Source organism: Sphingomonas sp., assembly GCF_965227385.1.
GTDB lineage: Bacteria > Pseudomonadota > Alphaproteobacteria > Sphingomonadales > Sphingomonadaceae > Sphingomonas.
This window is the reverse complement of the sequence record NZ_OZ245750.1, coordinates 1,559,303-1,576,121: the sequence shown is the minus strand read 5'-3', so window position 1 is coordinate 1,576,121 and position 16,819 is coordinate 1,559,303. Positions and strand designations below refer to the sequence as shown.

Genomic DNA, 16,819 nt, shown 5'->3' with positions numbered 1-16,819 from the left:
ACACCAGCCGGCGGGGCGCGTCGACGCCCCGCCGTGCAGATCAGGCCTTGCTCACCACGCTCTCAGGCAGGTCCTTGCCGAACACGCGCTGGTAATATTCCGCCACCAGCGAGCGCTCCGCCTCGTCGCACTTGTTGAGGAAGCTCAGGCGGAAGGCGAAGCCGACATCCTTGAAGATCTCGGTATTCTGCGCCCAGGTGATGACCGTGCGGGGCGACATCACGGTCGAGATATCGCCGTTGATGAAGCCGCGGCGGGTCAGCTCGGCGACGCGGACCATGTTCTCGACCATCTCCTTGCCGCCCGGCTTGTCATATTCACCGCTCTTGGCGAGCACGATCTGTGCCTCCACCGCGGCGGGGAGGTAGTTGAGCGTGACGACGATGTTCCAGCGGTCCATCTGGCCCTGGTTGATCTGCTGCGTCCCGTGATACAGCCCGCTGGTGTCGCCAAGGCCAACGGTGTTGGCGGTGGCGAACAGGCGGAACCACGGGTTCGGGCGGATCACGCGGTTCTGGTCCAGCAGGGTCAGCTTGCCCTCGGTCTCCAGCACGCGCTGGATCACGAACATCACATCGGGGCGGCCGGCGTCATATTCGTCGAAGACGAGCGCGGTCGGCGTCTGCAGCGCCCAGGGGAGCAGGCCTTCGCGGAACTCGGTAACCTGCACCCCGTCCTTCAGCACGATCGCGTCGCGGCCGATCAGGTCGATACGGCTGATATGCGCGTCGAGGTTGATGCGGATGCACGGCCAGTTAAGGCGCGCGGCCACCTGTTCGATGTGCGACGACTTGCCGGTGCCGTGATAGCCCTGGATCATCACGCGGCGGTTGTGCGCGAAGCCGGCGAGGATCGCGAGCGTCGTGTCGGCGTCGAAGACATAGGCCGGGTCGAGGTCGGGAACGCGCTCATCCGCCACGCTGAACGCGGGCACGTTCATGTCGATGTCGATGCCGAACAGGTCGCGGACGCTGACGGTCTTGTCAGGAGCCTGCAGGATCGTCGTGTCGCGGCTGTCGGGCTGGGTATTGGGGATGCTGGTCATCGGGCTTCCGGACTCGGGACAAGGTGTTTTGCGGTGCGGTATCGGCTCGCGCCCCGCGCCGCAAGCTGGGTTCAGTCCTCGCTCCATTTCTTGGGCAAGGGGAAGCGGGTCACAAACGCCTCGGCCAGGGCGTGATCGCCATCGATTCGCAGCACCCCCGCGGCCTCGAGCTCCGCCAGCGCGCCGCCATAAACCGCGCCGGCAATCGCGGTCGGCGGACCGTTGAAGATCACGTCCGCGCCGCTCGGGTCGCCACGCTTCAGCTCGATCCCGTCGTGGTTGTAGCGGCCGACAAACGCGTCGTCGCCCATGCGGAACCCTATGACGAAATCGAGATCGCCGGTCAGTCCCGGATTGTGCATCGTCCGCAGCGACATCATCGCCGAGGCCGCCGACAGATGCAGCGTCGGATCATGTTCGGGCGACCGCACCGCCCAGGCGCCGAGCAGCTGGATCGGCTTTTCCGCCTCATAGCCCCAGGGGGTGAGCGCATAGACCTGAGCGTTGGCGGGCGGAGGGAGTTTTTGCCGGGTGAGGATGCCGGATTCCTCCAGCCCCTCGAGCCGCTGGGTCAGCACATTCGCCGACAGGCCGGGCAAGGCCGCCTTGATCTCGCTGAACCGGCGCGGACCGAACATCAGTTCGCGCACGATCATCAGCGACCAGCGCTCCCCCACCAGCTCCAGCGCCATCGCCGTACCGCACGCATCGTCATACCAGCGGCGCCGTTCGCGCTTCAACTGCCCCGCCCCATATTACACTTGGTCACTTTTTCTAACTTCATAGTTGCTTTTGATAACTCATCGGCGCATCACGCTCAAGCAAGCGATTCGGAACCATAGAGTTTCCCCGACGCACCCGAGGAGAAGCACGTTGCCCAAGATGATCTTCGTGAACCTGCCGGTGAAGGACGTTGCGGCATCGACCGCCTTTTACGAGGCGATCGGCTTCACCAAGGATGCGCGCTTCAGCAACGAGGTGGCGAGCGCGATGACGTGGTCGGACACGATCACGCTGATGATCCTCGGCCACGACTTCTATTCGACCTTCATCCCACACAAGACGATCGCCGATTCCGCGAAGGTGAACGAGGTGCTGCTGTGCCTGTCGTTCGACAGCCGCGCAGACGTCGACGCGATCACCGAACAGGCGGGCGCAGCCGGCGGCACGGCCGATGTCCGCCCGCTGCAGGATATGGGCTTCATGTACAGCCGCAGCTTCGAGGATCCCGACGGGCATATTTTCGAGCCGATGTTCATGGACATGGAGGCCGCGATGGCTGCCTTCCCCGAAGGTCCGGCGCACGAGCCGGCCTGAACTGCGGCAACAGGAGAGATGCCATGACCCGCATGACCACCTGTATGTGGAGCAACTATACCGCCGAGGAACAGGCGGCGTTCTATACGTCGCTGATCCCCGACAGCCGCATCGTCCGCACCGAACGCACGCCGATCGACACGCCGAGCCAGAAGGCGGGCGAGGTCATCCTGGTCGAGATCGAACTGGCCGGGCACCGCTATCTGCTGCTCAACGGCGGGCCTATGTTCCAGCATAGCGAAGCGGTCAGCTTCATCATCCATACCGTCGATCAGGCGCAGACCGATCGGCTGTGGGACGCGATCACCGCCGATGGCGGGGCGGAAAGCCAGTGCGGCTGGTGCAAGGACAAATGGGGGGTGAGCTGGCAGGTCACGCCCGACCGGCTGATGCAGCTGGTATGGGACAATCCCGACAAGGCCGCAGCGCAGCGCGCGATGCAGGCGATGATGCCGATGCGCAAGATCGACATCGCCGCCATCGAAGCCGCCGCCGCCGCCGCGGTTCCGGCCTGAAAGGAGTATCGCCATGCCAATCGATCCGTCCGCACCGATTACCATCACCGCCTTTGACTGGGTGCCGCCCTTTGCACAGGGGCAGGTCCGCGATCTGCGCGTCCGCTGGGCGCTCGAGGAGGTCGGGCAATCCTACGCCGTCCGCCTGTTGCCGCAGGGCGACCAGAAGCACGCTCCGCACCGCGCGCTCCAGCCGTTCGGTCAGGTGCCGACGTTCGAACATGACGGGCTGACCCTGTTCGAGTCCGGGGCGATCGTACAGCAAATCGCCGAGCGCTGGGACGGGCTGTTTCCGACCGATCCCGCCGCCCGCGCGCGTGCGATCGAATGGATGTTCGCCGCGCTCAACACGGTCGAACCGCCGCTGACCGACTATGCCATCGCCACGCTGTTTGAAGCCGACAAGCCTTGGTCGAAGCGGCGGCTGCCGGCGGTGAAGGCAAGGATCGACGAGCGCTTCGGCGAACTAGCGCTGCGCCTCGGAGACCGGGCGTGGCTGGACGGCGACGTCTTTACCGCCGGCGACCTGTTGATGGTCGCGGTGCTGCGCATGCATGAGGGCAGCGACCTGCTCGACCCCTATCCGACGCTCGCCGCCTATGTCGCGCGCGGCACTGCGCGTCCCGCCTTCCAGCGCGCGCTTGATGCGCAGATGGCGGGCTTCACCGGATCGCCGCCGCCGCACATCGCGGCGTGGCTCGAACAGCAAAAGCAACTCGAAGGAGCGGCCCAATGACCTATGTCGAAGGATTCCTGACCCCCGTCCCCACCGCCAACAAGGCGGAGTATATTAAGCACGCCCATGGCGCGATCGACCTGTTCAAGGGGCTGGGCGCGACCCGCTTCGTCGAAGCCTGGGGCGATGATGTGCCCGACGGCAAGGTCAACGACCTCAAGCAATCGGTCGGCCTGAAGGACGACGAGACGGTGTTGTTCAGCTGGCTGGAATATCCCGACAAGGCGACGCGCGACGCGGCCAACGAAACGATGATGAACGATTCGAACGCGCTCGAAGGCATGAAGAACATGCCGTTCGATGGCAGCCGCATGATCTTTGCCGGGTTCGAGGCGATCGTCGATACCGGGCCGGCCACGACCGCGCCGGGCTACGTCGATGGCTATGTCCTGCCGGTGCCGACCGCCAAGCGGGACGCCTATCATGAACTGGCGGCGCGGATGGCGCCGATCTTTCAGGCGCATGGTGCGCTGCGCGTGGTCGAGGCCTGGGCCGACGATACCCCCGATGGATCGGTGACCGACTATAACCGCGCGACGCACAAGCAGGCCGACGAGAGCGTCGTCTATGCCTGGATCGAATGGCCCGACAAGGCGGCGCGCGATGCCGCCTGGGCCGCGATCATGGCGGACGACAGCAACCGCGAACCCGAACCGCCATTCGACGGACAGCGCATGATGTGGGGCGGCTTTGCGCCGATCCTGGATACGGTGAAAGCGTGAGGCACGTTTAGCCCCTCCCCTGGAGGGAAGGACTCAAGAAGGAGCGCAGGACATGACCAACCCGCACGGCAGCTGGATCTGGTACGAACTGATGACCCCCGACGCGCAGGCATCACGCGCGTTCTACGAAGCGGTGATCGGCTGGACGATCGACGCGGAGTCGATGGCTCCGAGCGGTGCGGAGTATCGCATCCTCCACGCAGCGGACGGCGATGTCGGCGGCATGCTGACGCTCGACGCGGCGATGCTGGCGGGCGGCGCGAAGGCGGGCTGGCTCGGCTATGTCGGGGTCGACGACGTCGATGCCAGCGTGGAACAGCTCAAGGCGGCGGGCGGATCGGTGCATGTGCCCCCGACCGACATTCCCGACACCGGCCGCTTCGCGATGGTCGCCGATCCGCAGGGTGTGCCCTTCTACGTTATGCGCGGCTCCAGCCCCGAGAGCAGCACCGCCTATGCCCGGTTCGGCGAAGGCCATGTCAGCTGGAACGAGCTGCAAACCAGCGACGCGGAGGCGGGTTTTGCCTTCTACAGCACCGTGTTCGGCTGGGAGCGCGCCGGTGGCATGCCGATGCCGTGGGGCGAATACAGCTTCCTGCGTTGCAAGGATGCGGGCGACGATATGGACGTCGTGTGGGGCGCGATGATGCCGCGCGAGAAGGCCGAGGATCCGGTCGGCTGGACCTATTATTTCCGCGTCCCCGACATCGAAGCTGCGCATGCCAAGGTAAAGGAACTGGGCGGCACGCCGCACAGCGATCCGATGGAAGTACCCGGCGGCGACCGCGTGTTCCACGCGACCGATCCGCAGGGCGCGGTGTTCGGGCTGGTGGCCCCGAAATGAGCGCTCCCGACCTCTACGCCCACCCTTTCTCCTCCTATTGCTGGAAGGCGCTGATCGCGTTCTACGACCACGACCTGCCCTTCACGCTGCGCATGGTTTCGCCCGACGATCCGGAGAACAGCGCACGCTGGGCCGAGCTGTGGCCGTTCAAGCGCTTTCCGCTGCTGGTCGATGGCGATCTGGTGCTCGGCGAGTCGAGCATCATCGCCGAGCATGTCGATCGGCTGTCGGGCGCGCCCCGCCTGATCCCGGCAGATCCTGACGCGGCGTTGCAGGTGCGAATGCTCGACCGGCTGTTCGACCAGCAGGTGATGGACCCCGCCGCGCGGCTGGTGTTCAACGCGATCCGGCCCGCCGACAAGCGCGATCCGATGGCGGACGATCAGGTCGCGGCGCAGCTCGCTACCAGCTATGCCTGGTTCGACGCGCATCTGGCGGGCCGCACATGGGTGGCGACCGACAGCTTCACCCTTGCCGACCTGTCCGCCGCGCCTGCGCTGTTCTACGCCGACTGGATCATCCCGATCCCCGAAGAACACGCGAACCTGCGCGCCTATCGCGCCCGGCTGCTCGCGTATCCCTCGGTTGCCCGCGCAGTCGATGGCGCTCGGCCCTATCGCCACTTCTTCCCGCTCGGCGCGCCCGACCGGGATTAGAGTTGTTTTGAGTTAGGCGGCACCGGCCCGCTGCCGTGTTCAGCGCAGCTGAACCGTTACGCGAACGCGGGCGAGCTCTTGAGCTGCTGATAGGCCGTGATCACCTTTTGCAGCGCGCCCTCATGGCTGCGGTCGCCGCCATTGCGATCGGGGTGGTAGCGCCGGACCAGATCCGAATAGCGGCGGCGCAGTTGGGTGCGGTCGGCATCGAGGTCGAGGTCGAGCGCCTTCAGCGCCTCGCGGTCCTTGCCCGAGAGCGGCTTGCCGTCCTTGCGCTCCTGCGGGCGGGCGGCGCGGAAGCGGGCGCCGATGGCGTCGAGCGGATCGGCAAAGTCGGCCCAGCGCGGCGGACGGTCGGCGCCGCCGGTCGCGGTGAAGGCGCGCGATTCGGCTTCCCACCCGGCATAGGGCCGCTGTGCCGCGTGGATTTCCTCCGGGCTCATTCCGGCGAAGAAGTTGTAACGCGAATTGAACGCGCGGACATGATCGAGGCACAGCCAGCGATAGGCGCCCGGCCCGTCGCCGCTGCGCCCGCCCGGCCCGGCAGGCGCGCGAAACTCGCCCGGTTCGGCGCAGCCCGGTTCCGCACACAGCCGCCCCGGCGCCTCGACGCGGCCATGGAAACGGGCCTTGGGACGATCTTTAGGGGCTTCGCGGGACACTCTGACTCCGGGGAAAAAACCGCCTATATAGGCGCGATGACCGACACCGCTACCGGCCCCGTCGCCGCCGAAATCACCGCCCGTCTCACCGCTGCGCTCAGCCCGTCGCGGCTGGACGTGATCAACGACAGCGCCAAGCATCGCGGCCATAGCGGCGACGATGGCAGCGGCGAATCGCACTTCACCGTGGTGATCGAAAGCACGGCCTTTGCCGGCAAGTCCCGCCTCGACCGCCAACGGCTGGTCAACCGCGCGCTCGGCGACCTGATGACCGATCGCGTCCATGCGATGGCGATCCGCGCGAGCGCGCCGGGGGAGGCGTGAGCGCGCGGCGGCCCCGCCCGGCCGCCCGCATCCTGCTGACCGATCGCGCGGGCCGCGTGCTGCTGTTCCGCTTCACCCCCGAGGATCGCCCGCCCTTCTGGTGCACGCCCGGCGGCGCGCTCGACCCCGGCGAAAGCTATGCGCGGGCCGCGCGGCGCGAGCTGCGCGAGGAAACCGGCCTCGATCTCGACTGCGGGCCCGAAGTGGCGCGGCGCGAGGTCGAGTTCGTGACGATCGAGGGCGATCCGGTCAGCGCAGACGAACGCTATTTCGCCGTCGTCACCGAGGTTACCGAGATTGACTGCGGCGCGCACACCGCGCTCGAACAGCGCGTGATGCGCGAATGGCGCTGGTTCACGCCCGAAGAACTCGCCGCGCATGACGAACCCTATTTCCCCGAAGATTTGGGCGCGATGCTGGCGCTGCTGGAGACACGCTGATGACCGACGACCTGTTCATCCACGCCATCCACCCGACCACCCATGATCTGGGCGGGTTCAAGGTCCACCGCACCCTGCCCTCGCGCCCGCGCACCATGATCGGGCCGTTCATCTTCTTCGACCAGATGGGCCCGGCGCATCTGGAGGTCGGGACGGGCATCGATGTGCGGCCACATCCGCACATCAACCTCGCCACCGTCACCTATCTCTTTGCCGGCGCGATCGACCATCGCGACAGCCTGGGCACCTTCGCAACGATCGAGCCGGGGGCGGTCAATCTGATGACCGCGGGCAACGGCATCGTCCATTCGGAGCGCTCCCCCTCCACTGAGCGCGCCGCCGGGCCGGAGCTGTCGGGCATCCAGACCTGGCTCGCCTTGCCCGAGCGGTTCGAGGAGATGGACCCCGCCTTCGAACATGTCGCCAGGGCCGACCTGCCCGTGATCGACAGCGGCGGGGCGACGGCGCGGATCATCATGGGGTCGCTATGGGGCCAGACCGCGCCCACGACGACCTATGCCGGCACGATCTATGCGGACATCCTGCTGGACCCGGGCGCCAGCGTGCCGATCGATGCCGAGGCGGACGAGCGCGCGGTCTATGTCGCGCTGGGCCAGGCCAGCCTCGACGGGGTCGAGCTGGAGCCGCAGACGCTCTACGTCCTGCGCCCCGGAGTTGCCGCGCGCCTCACCTCGCGCGATGGCGGCCGGGTGATGCTGTGCGGGGGCGAGGCGTTCAGCACGCCGCGCCATGTGTGGTGGAACTTCGTCTCGTCCGACCGCGACCGGATCAATCAGGCCAAGGCCGACTGGAAGGCCGGGCTGTTCCCCACGGTGCCGGGCGACGACAAGGAATTCATTCCGATTCCCGAAGTGCCCAAGACCGTCAGCTACCCCTGAGGCCTTGCCAGCCCGGCCATGCCCCCATACCCTAGGTTCGAAAAATCGAGGGAGAGGGCCATGGCCGGATTTGAACTTCAGCGAATTGCGCTGCCCACGGGCGTGGAGCTCGACGTCGTCACCGCCGGCGACCCCACCGCGCCCGCGATCATCCTGCTTCACGGCTTCCCCGAATCGCACCGCACCTGGCGGCACCAGATCCCGGAACTGGCCAAGACGCATTTCGTCATTGCCCCCGACCAGCGCGGCTTCGCCCGCTCGTCCAAGCCGGAAGGGGTCGAGAATTACACGGCCGACAAGCCGGTGGCCGACCTGCTCGCGCTCGCCACCCACTTCGGCAAGGACTGCTTCGTGCTGGTCGGGCATGACTGGGGCGGGGCGATCGCCTGGATGGCGGCGCTGCAGCACCCCGACCGGATCGAGCGGCTGATCATCGTCAACGCCCCCCACCCCTTCGTCTTCCAGAAGTCGCTTTATGACGACATGGATCAGCGCGCGGCGAGCCAATATATCCGCGCTTTCCGCAACCCGGCGCTCGACGCGCAGATTGCGGCGATGGGGGTCGATCGCTTCTTCGACACGACCTTTGCCAAGCACACCGATCCGGACCTGATCGCACCGGAACGCGCCGCCTATCTCGACGAATGGAGCCAGCCCGGCGCGATGACGGCCATGCTCAACTGGTATCGCGCCAGCGCAATCGTGGTGCCCGCGATGGACGAGACGCCCGACCGCCCGGCGTTCCTCGACGCCCCCTTCCCGCCACTGCGCATGCCGGTGCTGGTGATCTGGGGGATGCGCGACACCGCGCTGTTGCCGGTGCAGCTTGAAGGGCTCGACGCGCTGATTCCGGACCTGACGCTTATGAAGATCGATGCCGGGCATTTCGTGCCATGGGAAGAGCCCGCGCCGGTCACCGACGCGATGCGGGAGTGGCTGGGGATCTAATCCTTCGGCACCAGCGGCCGCCAGTTGCCGGTCAGCGGCGTGCCCCGTTCCACCACGAACGGCGCCCCCGGCCCGGCCGCCGCGATCCGCGCCTCTTCGACCAGCGCCACGCGCAGCCGATCGCGCCAGTGCGGGTGCGACCGCGCCTGGAACATGCCGGATTGCGCCTTCGCCACCGGATGCTGGCGAAACCGGCTGGCAAGATTCGCCGGATACCCCGCGCGCGCCAGCAGATGCACGGCGAGCGTATCGGCCTGCAACTCGGTTTGCCGGAACAGGTCGGCATTGCGGCCAAAGCCGGACAGCACGCCGAACTGCGCCCCCGCCGCCTTCAGTCGCTCGCGGTGCTGCAGGATATTGTGCGCGAGCTCGTGCGCGATCGCGACGACGACCAGCTCGGGGCCGAAGCTGTCATAATAGCCGGAACTGATCCGCACCATCTCGCCATTGGCGCTGGCCTCAAGGGCCGAGGTGATCGCGAGTTCATACCGGGTGCGGCACGCCGCGACCGGCTGAATCGTCACGGTCACCGGCGCACCATCGCGCAACAGCTCGGCGCGAATCGGGGCCGTCGGGGGCAGCGCCGCCACCGCCGTCCAGAACCCCACCAGCCGATCGGTCGAGGGCGGGCCGTCGCCTGGCGGCGCGACCGCAATTCCGCCGAAGCGGACGATCGTGTCGTCCGCGCGAATCCCGGCACGCGCGGCCGGGCCGTCCGCTACCACCCCTTCGACCGCGAGCGCTCCGGCAAAGCGGAAATGCGCCGCCACTGCCGGACGTAGGCCGGAGGCATATTGGTCGAGGCTGTGGACCTGAATGCCGTGCCCCGGCTCAAGCCGGTCGCACAGCGCGGCATTGGCGGTACTCAGCCGGAAACCGGCGTCGGCAAGCCGCATGTCGGCAGCACGGAACCCTTCGAACAACGCCGCGTCGGCGGCCGCCTGCGCCCCGGCCGGCGGGACCAACGCGACCAGCAACACGGTCAGCAACAGATGAAACAGGCGGGATCCGCAACGCATGGCACCGCTTATGCCCGATCGCGAATCGCGTCAAAGCCGGTGCGGGGGTGATTCGCACAATCGCTGGTCGGGCAGCGGCTTTGCCGATGGCCGGTACGAAAGCATATGAAATGCGGCATTGCGGCAAAAAGCGTTGCTTCATCGCCACAATTGCACGCGAATGTCGGGGTTTGACGCCAATCGAGTTGACGTTTGTGCCACAAAAACTTAACGCATCCGGTGCAAAGGCCGTCTTGGCTGTTGCTCGGTCGATGTGTTTGGCGGGTGCGAAATCGCTCGCTTGGGCTGGAACCGATCAACGACTATGGCGTTCTAGCCCGGTCGGGGGATGCTCCAATTAGGCGTTTTAGCCTGTTGAGCTGATCCTGCGGCTGTGGCATAGGGCACGCGCTACAAAGTCGCGTGAGAATAAGAAGAGGGAGCAAATTATGCGGTTGGCAAAGTTGATGATGGCCGTTGCGGCCTGTTCGCTTGCAACGACCCCGGCGCTGGCCGCGGCTCAGACGTCGGTTTCGAAGGCTGAGGCAGCACGCGTTGCGACTCCGGCTGGTGAATCGAACCAGCAGGCTGGTGGTTTCCCCTTCCTGATCGTGTTCGTGGTCGTGGCGGTTGGCCTCGGTCTGTACGTTGCGGTCGAGGAAAATGAAGACCAGCAGACCAGCCCGTAAGCTGGTTCGCACAAACGGTTTTTGAAATGGCGGCTCTCGGGCCGCCATTTTTTTTGGCTGTGTCCGGTGGGAACGCTGTTCGCCAAGGCAAAGGGCCGGGTCGAGCGGCGGGGTTTCCGACGACAACCGCTCGAGCGGGTTAGGCTGGCGCGCTGCCCACTTACTTGATCGTCGCTGCAGAAGGAGGCGGAATGTGCAGCTAAGGCGGCACGGCCCGGCGCGCCGCATCGGTTCGGACCGCAGCGCCGCAGCCTCCCGCACATCGACCGCCGCCCGCGTCGTCGGTCAGCCAGGCTGACAGGATTGCGCGCGTTGGCGTAAGGTCGTCAGTTTCTGCGCGCGCGGACGCGCAGGGTCCGCTGCACCACCCTCAGCGAATCAGGCCGCGCGCAAATTCCAGCACCGCCGGACCGATATCCTCGCGCGCCAGCGCCAGCGCCAGATTGGCCTGCGCATACCCGGCCTTGTCGCCGCAGTCATAGCGCGTCCCCTGAAACGTCACGCCGTGGAAGGGCTGATCGCCGATCATCCGCGCCATCGCGTCGGTCAGCTGGATCTCGCCACCGGCGCCCGCTTCCTGCGTCTCGAGCACGCGCATCACTTCGGGCTGAAGGATGTAGCGACCGATCACCGCCAGATTCGACGGTGCCGTCCCGGGCTTGGGCTTTTCGACCAACCCCTGCACCTGCGTCAGCGTGCCGTCGCGCGTGCCGGGGGTAATCACGCCATATTTGTCGGTCTGCGAATCGGGCACTTCCTGCGCACAGATCAGGTTGCCGCCGACCTTGTTGTACGCGTCGACCATCTGCTTGAGGCAGCCCGGCTGCCCCACCATGAAATCATCGGCTAGCAGCACCGCGAACGGTTCGTCCCCGACGATGTCGCGCGCGCACCACACGGCGTGGCCCAGGCCCATCGGCTCCTGCTGGCGGACATAGGCAATCGAACCGGGCTTGAGCCGCGTCGGCTCCAATATGTCGAGCGACTTGCCGCGCGACGCCATCGTCGCCTCCAGCTCGTACGCGATGTCAAAATGGTCCTCGATCGCACTCTTGCCGCGGCCGGTGACGAAGATCATCTGCTCGATCCCCGCCTCGATCGCTTCATCCACCGCGTACTGGATCAGCGGACGATCGACGACGGGCAGCATCTCCTTGGGCATCGCCTTCGTCGCGGGCAGGAACCGGGTGCCAAGACCCCCGACAGGGAAAACGGCCTTGCGCAGCTTCTTGATCGTCATGCTCAAATCTCCTGCCCGAGCGAATAGCCGATCAGGAGCATAGAACAAGGGCGGGCTTTGGGTTAGGCGCGCCGCAAGCCGAAGGGGAAAAGACCAAGATGAACGACCTTACCAACCGCCGCGTCCTCGTCACCGGGTCCGCCGGTTTCATCGGGTTCCATACCTCCAGCCTGCTGCTCCAGTCGGGGGCGAAGGTGCTGGGGGTCGATAATTTCACCCCCTATTACGACCCGTCGCTCAAGGAACGCCGCAACGAAATCCTGTCGAACCACGCCAATTTCGAGCTGGCGCGCATCTCGATCGAGGATGGGGCGGCGCTGACCCAGGCGTGGAAGGACTTCGCCCCCGACGCCGTCATCCACCTCGCCGCGCAGGCCGGAGTCCGCTACAGCATCGACCACCCGGCGGATTATGTCGGCACCAATATCGTCGGCACCTTCAACCTGATGGAGCTGGCGCGGCACAACCCCGTCCGCCACTTCCTCGCCGCCTCGACCAGCTCGGTCTATGGCGCGAACACGTCGATGCCGTTCGACGAACTGCAGCGGACGCAGACGCCGATGAGCCTCTATGCCGCGACCAAGGGCGCAACCGAGCTGATGGGGCACAGCTATGCCCATCTGTTCGGCATCCCGACGACCTTTTTCCGCTTCTTCACCGTCTATGGTCCCTGGGGCCGGCCGGACATGGCGCTGTTCAAGTTCGCCGATGCGATGCTGCGCGATCAGGCGATCGACGTGTACAATAATGGCGAGATGGCGCGCGACTTCACCTATGTCGAAGACCTCGTCCGCTCGATCGTCGATCTGGTGTCGGCGGTGCCGGGCAGCGAACCGGTCGGCCCGCACGACAGCCTGTCGCCCGCCGCGCCGTTCCGTGTCGTCAATATCGGCGGCGGCACCCCCACCCCGCTGATGGATTACATCGCCGCTCTGGAAAAGGCGCTGGGCATGAGCGCGAAGAAGAATTTCCTGCCGATGCAGGCCGGCGACGTCCCCGCCACCGAAGCCTCGCCGGAATTGCTGCGGGCACTGACCGGCCGCGTACCGACCACCCCGGTCGATCAGGGCGTGGCCGAGTTCGTCCGCTGGTACCGCGAGCATGTCACGCCGGAGAAGGGCTGACAGATAATATCCTCCCCCTTGCGGGGGAGGATTATTTGGTCACCCGCAAACCCCGCTCTTCGCCACGAGATCGAGCACCGGCGCCGCCCATTCGCGGCGGCAGATGAGCAGGTCGGGGAGCGACAGTTCGGCTTCGTTATAGCGGATCGGCGACCCGTCGATCCGCGATACATGCAGCCCGGCGGCGGCGGCAACTGCGGCCGGAGCGCAATTGTCCCACTGATATTGCCCGCCGGAGTGGAGGTAGATTTCGGCCTCCCCCAGCACCAGCGCCATCGCCTTTGCCCCTGCCGATCCCATGCCGACCAGTTCCGCCCCGATCGCATCGGCAATTCCGGTGCACAGCGGCGTCGCGCGGGTCCGGCTGACCAGAATCCGTGGCGGGGCGGCGGCGGGCGGCAATGCCGGCGGCTGGGCGGTGCACAACGTTACCCCGCGCCGGGGCAGCGCCACCGCGCCGACCGCCGCGACGCCGTCGATCGACAGGCCGATATGCACGGCCCAGTCGTCGCGTCCCTCACCGAACTCGCGCGTGCCGTCGAGCGGATCGACGATCCACACCCGCCGCGACTGGAGCCGTGCCGAATCGTCGGCGGACTCCTCCGACAGGATCGGATCGTCCGGCCGCGCCGCGCGCAGCAGATCGAGGATCAGCGTATTCGCCTCGCGGTCTCCCCGCGCTCCGTCGGCGCCATCGTCCTGGATTGCCAGCAGCAGAGCCGCAGCAGCGTCGGCCACTTGGCGGGCGAGCGTCGCGTCATCGACCTGCATCACAGCACGGGCGACCAGATGCCGAGAATATGCTCGACCACCAGATCGGCCGCCTCCTCGGGAGTCACGCTCTGGGTATCGATGCGTATCTCCGGGTTCGTCGGCGCCTCATAGGGGCTGGTAATGCCGGTGAAATTGGCGATCTCACCCGCGCGCGCCTTTTTATACAGGCCCTTCACGTCCCGGCGCTCGGCCTCTTCCAGCGGGGTGTCGACGAAAATCTCGAAGAACTCGCCTTCGGGCAGCATCCGGCGCACCAGCTCCCGCTCCGCCCGGAACGGCGAAATGAAGGCGGTGAGGACGATCAGCCCCGCGTCGCACATCAGCTTCGCCACTTCGCCCACGCGGCGGATATTCTCGATCCGGTCGGCGTCGCTGAAGCCCAGATCCTTGTTCAGCCCATGGCGGACATTGTCGCCGTCGAGCAGGAAGCTGTGCTTGCCGAGCGCGTGCAGCTTTTTCTCGACCAGATTGGCGATGGTCGACTTGCCCGATCCCGACAGGCCGGTGAACCAGAGCAGACGCGGCTGCTGCCCCTTTTGCGCGGCATGGGCCTCGCGGGTGATTTCCAGCGCCTGCCAGTGGACATTCTGCGCGCGGCGGAGCGAGAAGTTGAGCATGCCCGCCGCGACGGTGGCGTTGGTCAGCTTGTCGATCAGGATGAACCCACCCAGGTCATGGCTGTCGGCATAGGGTTCGAAGACGATCGGCCGGTCGGTATAGACCTCCGCCACGCCGATATCGTTGAGGGCCAGCGTCCTGGCGCTCAGCTCGGCCATGGTGTTGACGCAGATGACGTGGCGCGGCGGCTGTACCGTCGCGCTGACCGTCTGCGTGCCGAGCTTGAGCCAATAGGCGCGGCCGGGGAGCAGTTCTTCCTGATCCATCCACACGATCGTCGCCTGAAACTGGTCGGCGACCTCAGGCGGGGCATCGGCCGCGACGATCACGTCGCCACGCGAGCAATCGACCTCATCCGCCAGTGTCAGCGTCACCGACTGGTCGCGCCCGGCTTCCGCCAGATCACCGTCATAAGTGACGATCCGCGCGACATTGCTGGTGCGGCCCGATGGCAGGATGCGCACCGCGTCGCCCGGCTTGACCGACCCGCTGGCGATGGTGCCGGCAAACCCGCGGAAATCGAGATTGGGGCGGTTGACCCATTGCACCGGCATGCGGAACGGGCGCACGTCGCCCTCCCCGCCGACCGGGACGGTTTCGAGATGCTCGATCAGCGCCGGTCCGCTGTACCACGGCGTGTTGGCGCTCGCGCCGGTGATGTTGTCGCCCTTGAACCCCGAAATCGGTATCGCGGTGAATGCGGCGATGCCGATGCTCTCGGCAAAGGCGCGATAGTCGGCGACGATGGCGTCGAAGGTCGCCTGGTCGTACCCGACCAGGTCCATCTTGTTCACCGCCAGCACGATGTGGCGGATGCCGATCAGGTGCGCCAGGAAGCTGTGCCGCCGCGTCTGCGTGAGCACGCCCTTGCGCGCGTCGATCAGGATCACGGCAAGGTCGGCGGTCGACGCGCCGGTGACCATGTTGCGGGTATATTGTTCATGCCCCGGCGTGTCGGCGACGATGAACTTGCGCTTCTCGGTCGCGAAAAAGCGATAGGCGACGTCGATCGTGATTCCCTGCTCACGCTCGGCGGCAAGGCCGTCGACGAGCAGGGCGAAGTCGATTTCCTGCCCCTGCGTCCCCACCCGCTTCGAATCGGCTTCGAGCGCGGCGAGCTGATCCTCGAAGATCATCTTCGAATCATAGAGCAGCCGCCCGATCAGCGTCGACTTGCCGTCATCAACGGAGCCACAGGTGATGAAGCGCAGCAGCGATTTCGACTGATGCTGTTCGAGATAGGCGGAAATGTCGGACGCGATCAGGGCGTCGGGGCGGTAGGAGGAGGTCATCAGAAATACCCCTCCTGCTTCTTCTTTTCCATCGACGCGGCCTGATCGTGATCGATCGCGCGCCCCTGACGCTCGCTCGTCGTCGTCAACAGCATTTCCTGAATCACATCGTCCAGCGTCGCCGCCTCGCTCTCGACCGCACCGGTCAGCGGGTAGCAGCCCAATGTGCGGAAGCGGATCGAGCGCATAACCGGCTCCTCGCCATCCAGCGGGAAGCGGTCGTCATCGACCATCAGCGTCAGGCCGCCGCGCACCACCGTCGGGCGCGGCGCGGCGAAATAGAGGGGGACGATATCGATCCCCTCGGCGCGGATGTACTGCCAGATGTCGAGCTCGGTCCAGTTGGACAGCGGGAAGACGCGGATGCTCTCCCCTTTTGCCTTGCGCGCATTGTACAGCCGCCACAGCTCGGGCCGCTGCGCCTTGGGGTCCCAGCGGTGGCTGGCCGAGCGGAAGCTGAACACGCGCTCCTTTGCGCGACTCTTTTCCTCGTCGCGCCGCGCGCCGCCGAACGCCGCGTCAAAGCCGTACAGGTCGAGCGCCTGTTTCAGCCCTTCGGTCTTCCACATGTCGGTGTGCAGCCCGCCATGATCGAACGGGTTGATGCCGCGCGCCTTGGCCTCAGGATTCTGGTGGACCAGCAGCTCCATTCCCGCCTCACGCGCCGCGCGGTCGCGCAGGTCGTACATCGCCTGGAACTTCCACGTCGTGTCGACATGCAGCAGCGGAAAGGGCGGCGGCGCGGGGAAGAATGCCTTCTTGGCCAGATGCAGCATCACCGCGCTGTCCTTGCCGACCGAATAGAGCATCACCGGCCGCTCGGCCTCGGCAACCACTTCGCGCAGGATGTGGATGCTCTCGGCCTCCAGCCGGGCAAGATGTGTGAGGGATGTCATGGGCAGTCATCTATGGATCACCTCCGCCCGCTGCGATCTAGTAATTGTTTATGCGACTTCAGGCCATATGCGCGCGATTG

Annotated in this window: 20 protein-coding genes; 12 read left to right on the top strand and 8 right to left on the bottom strand. The window is 66.1% G+C overall.

The features are described from left to right. Positions 1-40: 40 nt before the first annotated feature. The gene (gene cobS, locus ACO05N_RS07520) at positions 41-1,045 is read right to left on the bottom strand and encodes a cobaltochelatase subunit CobS (RefSeq protein ID WP_422056543.1); all 1,005 of its coding nucleotides are present in this window, start codon (positions 1,043-1,045) and stop codon (positions 41-43) included. A gap of 71 nt (positions 1,046-1,116) precedes the next feature. Beyond that, positions 1,117-1,785: a winged helix-turn-helix transcriptional regulator gene (locus ACO05N_RS07515; protein ID WP_422056542.1), complete on the bottom strand. Its 669-nt coding sequence runs from the start codon at positions 1,783-1,785 to the stop codon at positions 1,117-1,119. Between the two features lie 142 nt (positions 1,786-1,927). Here ACO05N_RS07515 and ACO05N_RS07510 point away from each other — a divergent pair, with 142 nt between their 5' ends. Genes ACO05N_RS07510 through ACO05N_RS07485 form a run of 6 tightly spaced genes read left to right on the top strand, consistent with a single transcriptional unit; the run spans position 1,928 to position 5,835 of the window. After that, positions 1,928-2,362, top strand: coding sequence for a VOC family protein (locus tag ACO05N_RS07510; protein WP_422058719.1), 435 nt, complete (start codon positions 1,928-1,930; stop codon positions 2,360-2,362). A gap of 23 nt (positions 2,363-2,385) precedes the next feature. Continuing rightward, positions 2,386-2,877, top strand: coding sequence for a VOC family protein (locus tag ACO05N_RS07505; RefSeq protein WP_422056541.1), 492 nt, complete (start codon positions 2,386-2,388; stop codon positions 2,875-2,877). A 13-nt stretch (positions 2,878-2,890) separates the two neighbouring features. Further along, on the top strand, positions 2,891-3,613 hold the full coding sequence (locus tag ACO05N_RS07500) for a glutathione S-transferase family protein (RefSeq protein ID WP_422056540.1): 723 nt from the start codon (positions 2,891-2,893) through the stop codon (positions 3,611-3,613). Beyond that, entirely contained in the window at positions 3,610-4,335 is a 726-nt protein-coding gene (locus tag ACO05N_RS07495; RefSeq protein ID WP_422056539.1) for a DUF1428 domain-containing protein, read from the top strand. The genes ACO05N_RS07500 and ACO05N_RS07495 overlap by 4 nt, the downstream gene beginning before the upstream one ends. 52 nt (positions 4,336-4,387) lie before the next feature. Beyond that, positions 4,388-5,179: a VOC family protein gene (locus ACO05N_RS07490; protein WP_422056538.1), complete on the top strand. Its 792-nt coding sequence runs from the start codon at positions 4,388-4,390 to the stop codon at positions 5,177-5,179. After that, positions 5,176-5,835, top strand: coding sequence for a glutathione S-transferase family protein (locus ACO05N_RS07485; protein WP_422056537.1), 660 nt, complete (start codon positions 5,176-5,178; stop codon positions 5,833-5,835). Before ACO05N_RS07490 ends, ACO05N_RS07485 begins: the two co-directional genes overlap by 4 nt. 56 nt (positions 5,836-5,891) lie before the next feature. Here ACO05N_RS07485 and ACO05N_RS07480 read toward each other — a convergent pair whose 3' ends face one another. Continuing rightward, positions 5,892-6,497 carry a J domain-containing protein gene (locus tag ACO05N_RS07480; RefSeq protein WP_422056536.1) on the bottom strand — a complete coding sequence of 202 codons (606 nt, stop codon included), beginning with the start codon at positions 6,495-6,497 and terminating at the stop codon, positions 5,892-5,894. A 36-nt stretch (positions 6,498-6,533) separates the two neighbouring features. On the opposite strand from ACO05N_RS07480, the gene ACO05N_RS07475 reads away from it, so the two are divergent. Genes ACO05N_RS07475 through ACO05N_RS07460 form a run of 4 tightly spaced genes read left to right on the top strand, consistent with a single transcriptional unit; the run spans position 6,534 to position 9,108 of the window. Then, positions 6,534-6,821, top strand: a complete 288-nt coding sequence (locus ACO05N_RS07475; protein ID WP_422056535.1) for a BolA family protein — start codon at positions 6,534-6,536, stop codon at positions 6,819-6,821. Next, a complete protein-coding gene (locus ACO05N_RS07470) occupies positions 6,818-7,261 on the top strand; it encodes an NUDIX hydrolase (protein ID WP_422056534.1) in 444 nt (147 codons plus the stop codon). The genes ACO05N_RS07475 and ACO05N_RS07470 overlap by 4 nt, the downstream gene beginning before the upstream one ends. Then, the gene (locus ACO05N_RS07465; protein ID WP_422056533.1) at positions 7,261-8,160 is read left to right on the top strand and encodes a pirin family protein; all 900 of its coding nucleotides are present in this window, start codon (positions 7,261-7,263) and stop codon (positions 8,158-8,160) included. Before ACO05N_RS07470 ends, ACO05N_RS07465 begins: the two co-directional genes overlap by 1 nt. Before the next feature lie 60 nt (positions 8,161-8,220). Further along, on the top strand, positions 8,221-9,108 hold the full coding sequence (locus ACO05N_RS07460; RefSeq protein WP_422056532.1) for an alpha/beta fold hydrolase: 888 nt from the start codon (positions 8,221-8,223) through the stop codon (positions 9,106-9,108). Here ACO05N_RS07460 and ACO05N_RS07455 read toward each other — a convergent pair. Beyond that, positions 9,105-10,127, bottom strand: a complete 1,023-nt coding sequence (locus ACO05N_RS07455) for a peptidase M48 family protein (RefSeq protein ID WP_422056531.1) — start codon at positions 10,125-10,127, stop codon at positions 9,105-9,107. The genes ACO05N_RS07460 and ACO05N_RS07455 overlap by 4 nt on opposite strands. A gap of 428 nt (positions 10,128-10,555) precedes the next feature. Here ACO05N_RS07455 and ACO05N_RS07450 point away from each other — a divergent pair, with 428 nt between their 5' ends. Next, positions 10,556-10,795: a hypothetical protein gene (locus tag ACO05N_RS07450; RefSeq protein WP_422056530.1), complete on the top strand. Its 240-nt coding sequence runs from the start codon at positions 10,556-10,558 to the stop codon at positions 10,793-10,795. A gap of 370 nt (positions 10,796-11,165) precedes the next feature. Here the strand turns inward: ACO05N_RS07450 and galU are convergent, their stop codons facing one another. Then, positions 11,166-12,035, bottom strand: coding sequence for a UTP--glucose-1-phosphate uridylyltransferase GalU (gene galU, locus ACO05N_RS07445; RefSeq protein WP_422056529.1), 870 nt, complete (start codon positions 12,033-12,035; stop codon positions 11,166-11,168). Positions 12,036-12,133: 98 nt separating this feature from the next. Here galU and ACO05N_RS07440 point away from each other — a divergent pair, with 98 nt between their 5' ends. Next, positions 12,134-13,159, top strand: coding sequence for an NAD-dependent epimerase/dehydratase family protein (locus tag ACO05N_RS07440; protein ID WP_422056528.1), 1,026 nt, complete (start codon positions 12,134-12,136; stop codon positions 13,157-13,159). A gap of 39 nt (positions 13,160-13,198) precedes the next feature. Here ACO05N_RS07440 and ACO05N_RS07435 read toward each other — a convergent pair whose 3' ends face one another. The 3 genes from ACO05N_RS07435 to cysD are packed head-to-tail and all read right to left on the bottom strand — an operon-like array spanning position 13,199 to position 16,739. Then, positions 13,199-13,930, bottom strand: a complete 732-nt coding sequence (locus ACO05N_RS07435; RefSeq protein ID WP_422056527.1) for a 3'(2'),5'-bisphosphate nucleotidase CysQ — start codon at positions 13,928-13,930, stop codon at positions 13,199-13,201. After that, positions 13,930-15,843, bottom strand: coding sequence for a sulfate adenylyltransferase subunit CysN (cysN, locus tag ACO05N_RS07430; protein WP_422056526.1), 1,914 nt, complete (start codon positions 15,841-15,843; stop codon positions 13,930-13,932). The genes ACO05N_RS07435 and cysN overlap by 1 nt, the downstream gene beginning before the upstream one ends. Beyond that, entirely contained in the window at positions 15,843-16,739 is an 897-nt protein-coding gene (gene cysD / locus ACO05N_RS07425; RefSeq protein WP_422056525.1) for a sulfate adenylyltransferase subunit CysD, read from the bottom strand. Before cysD ends, cysN begins: the two co-directional genes overlap by 1 nt. Between the last annotated feature and the right edge of the window lie 80 nt (positions 16,740-16,819).

What these genes read in the sequence shown, in the direction of transcription:
- cobS (WP_422056543.1), bottom strand. Translation starts at nt 1,045, where the DNA reads ATGACCAGCATCCCCAATACCCAGCCCGACAGCCGCGACACGACGATC.
- ACO05N_RS07510 (WP_422058719.1), top strand. Translation starts at nt 1,928, where the DNA reads ATGATCTTCGTGAACCTGCCGGTGAAGGACGTTGCGGCATCGACCGCC.
- ACO05N_RS07505 (WP_422056541.1), top strand. Translation starts at nt 2,386, where the DNA reads ATGACCCGCATGACCACCTGTATGTGGAGCAACTATACCGCCGAGGAA.
- ACO05N_RS07500 (WP_422056540.1), top strand. Translation starts at nt 2,891, where the DNA reads ATGCCAATCGATCCGTCCGCACCGATTACCATCACCGCCTTTGACTGG.
- ACO05N_RS07495 (WP_422056539.1), top strand. Translation starts at nt 3,610, where the DNA reads ATGACCTATGTCGAAGGATTCCTGACCCCCGTCCCCACCGCCAACAAG.
- ACO05N_RS07490 (WP_422056538.1), top strand. Translation starts at nt 4,388, where the DNA reads ATGACCAACCCGCACGGCAGCTGGATCTGGTACGAACTGATGACCCCC.
- ACO05N_RS07485 (WP_422056537.1), top strand. Translation starts at nt 5,176, where the DNA reads ATGAGCGCTCCCGACCTCTACGCCCACCCTTTCTCCTCCTATTGCTGG.
- ACO05N_RS07475 (WP_422056535.1), top strand. Translation starts at nt 6,534, where the DNA reads ATGACCGACACCGCTACCGGCCCCGTCGCCGCCGAAATCACCGCCCGT.
- ACO05N_RS07465 (WP_422056533.1), top strand. Translation starts at nt 7,261, where the DNA reads ATGACCGACGACCTGTTCATCCACGCCATCCACCCGACCACCCATGAT.
- ACO05N_RS07460 (WP_422056532.1), top strand. Translation starts at nt 8,221, where the DNA reads ATGGCCGGATTTGAACTTCAGCGAATTGCGCTGCCCACGGGCGTGGAG.
- ACO05N_RS07455 (WP_422056531.1), bottom strand. Translation starts at nt 10,127, where the DNA reads ATGCGTTGCGGATCCCGCCTGTTTCATCTGTTGCTGACCGTGTTGCTG.
- ACO05N_RS07450 (WP_422056530.1), top strand. Translation starts at nt 10,556, where the DNA reads ATGCGGTTGGCAAAGTTGATGATGGCCGTTGCGGCCTGTTCGCTTGCA.
- galU (WP_422056529.1), bottom strand. Translation starts at nt 12,035, where the DNA reads ATGACGATCAAGAAGCTGCGCAAGGCCGTTTTCCCTGTCGGGGGTCTT.
- ACO05N_RS07440 (WP_422056528.1), top strand. Translation starts at nt 12,134, where the DNA reads ATGAACGACCTTACCAACCGCCGCGTCCTCGTCACCGGGTCCGCCGGT.
- ACO05N_RS07435 (WP_422056527.1), bottom strand. Translation starts at nt 13,930, where the DNA reads ATGCAGGTCGATGACGCGACGCTCGCCCGCCAAGTGGCCGACGCTGCT.
- cysN (WP_422056526.1), bottom strand. Translation starts at nt 15,843, where the DNA reads ATGACCTCCTCCTACCGCCCCGACGCCCTGATCGCGTCCGACATTTCC.
- cysD (WP_422056525.1), bottom strand. Translation starts at nt 16,739, where the DNA reads ATGACATCCCTCACACATCTTGCCCGGCTGGAGGCCGAGAGCATCCAC.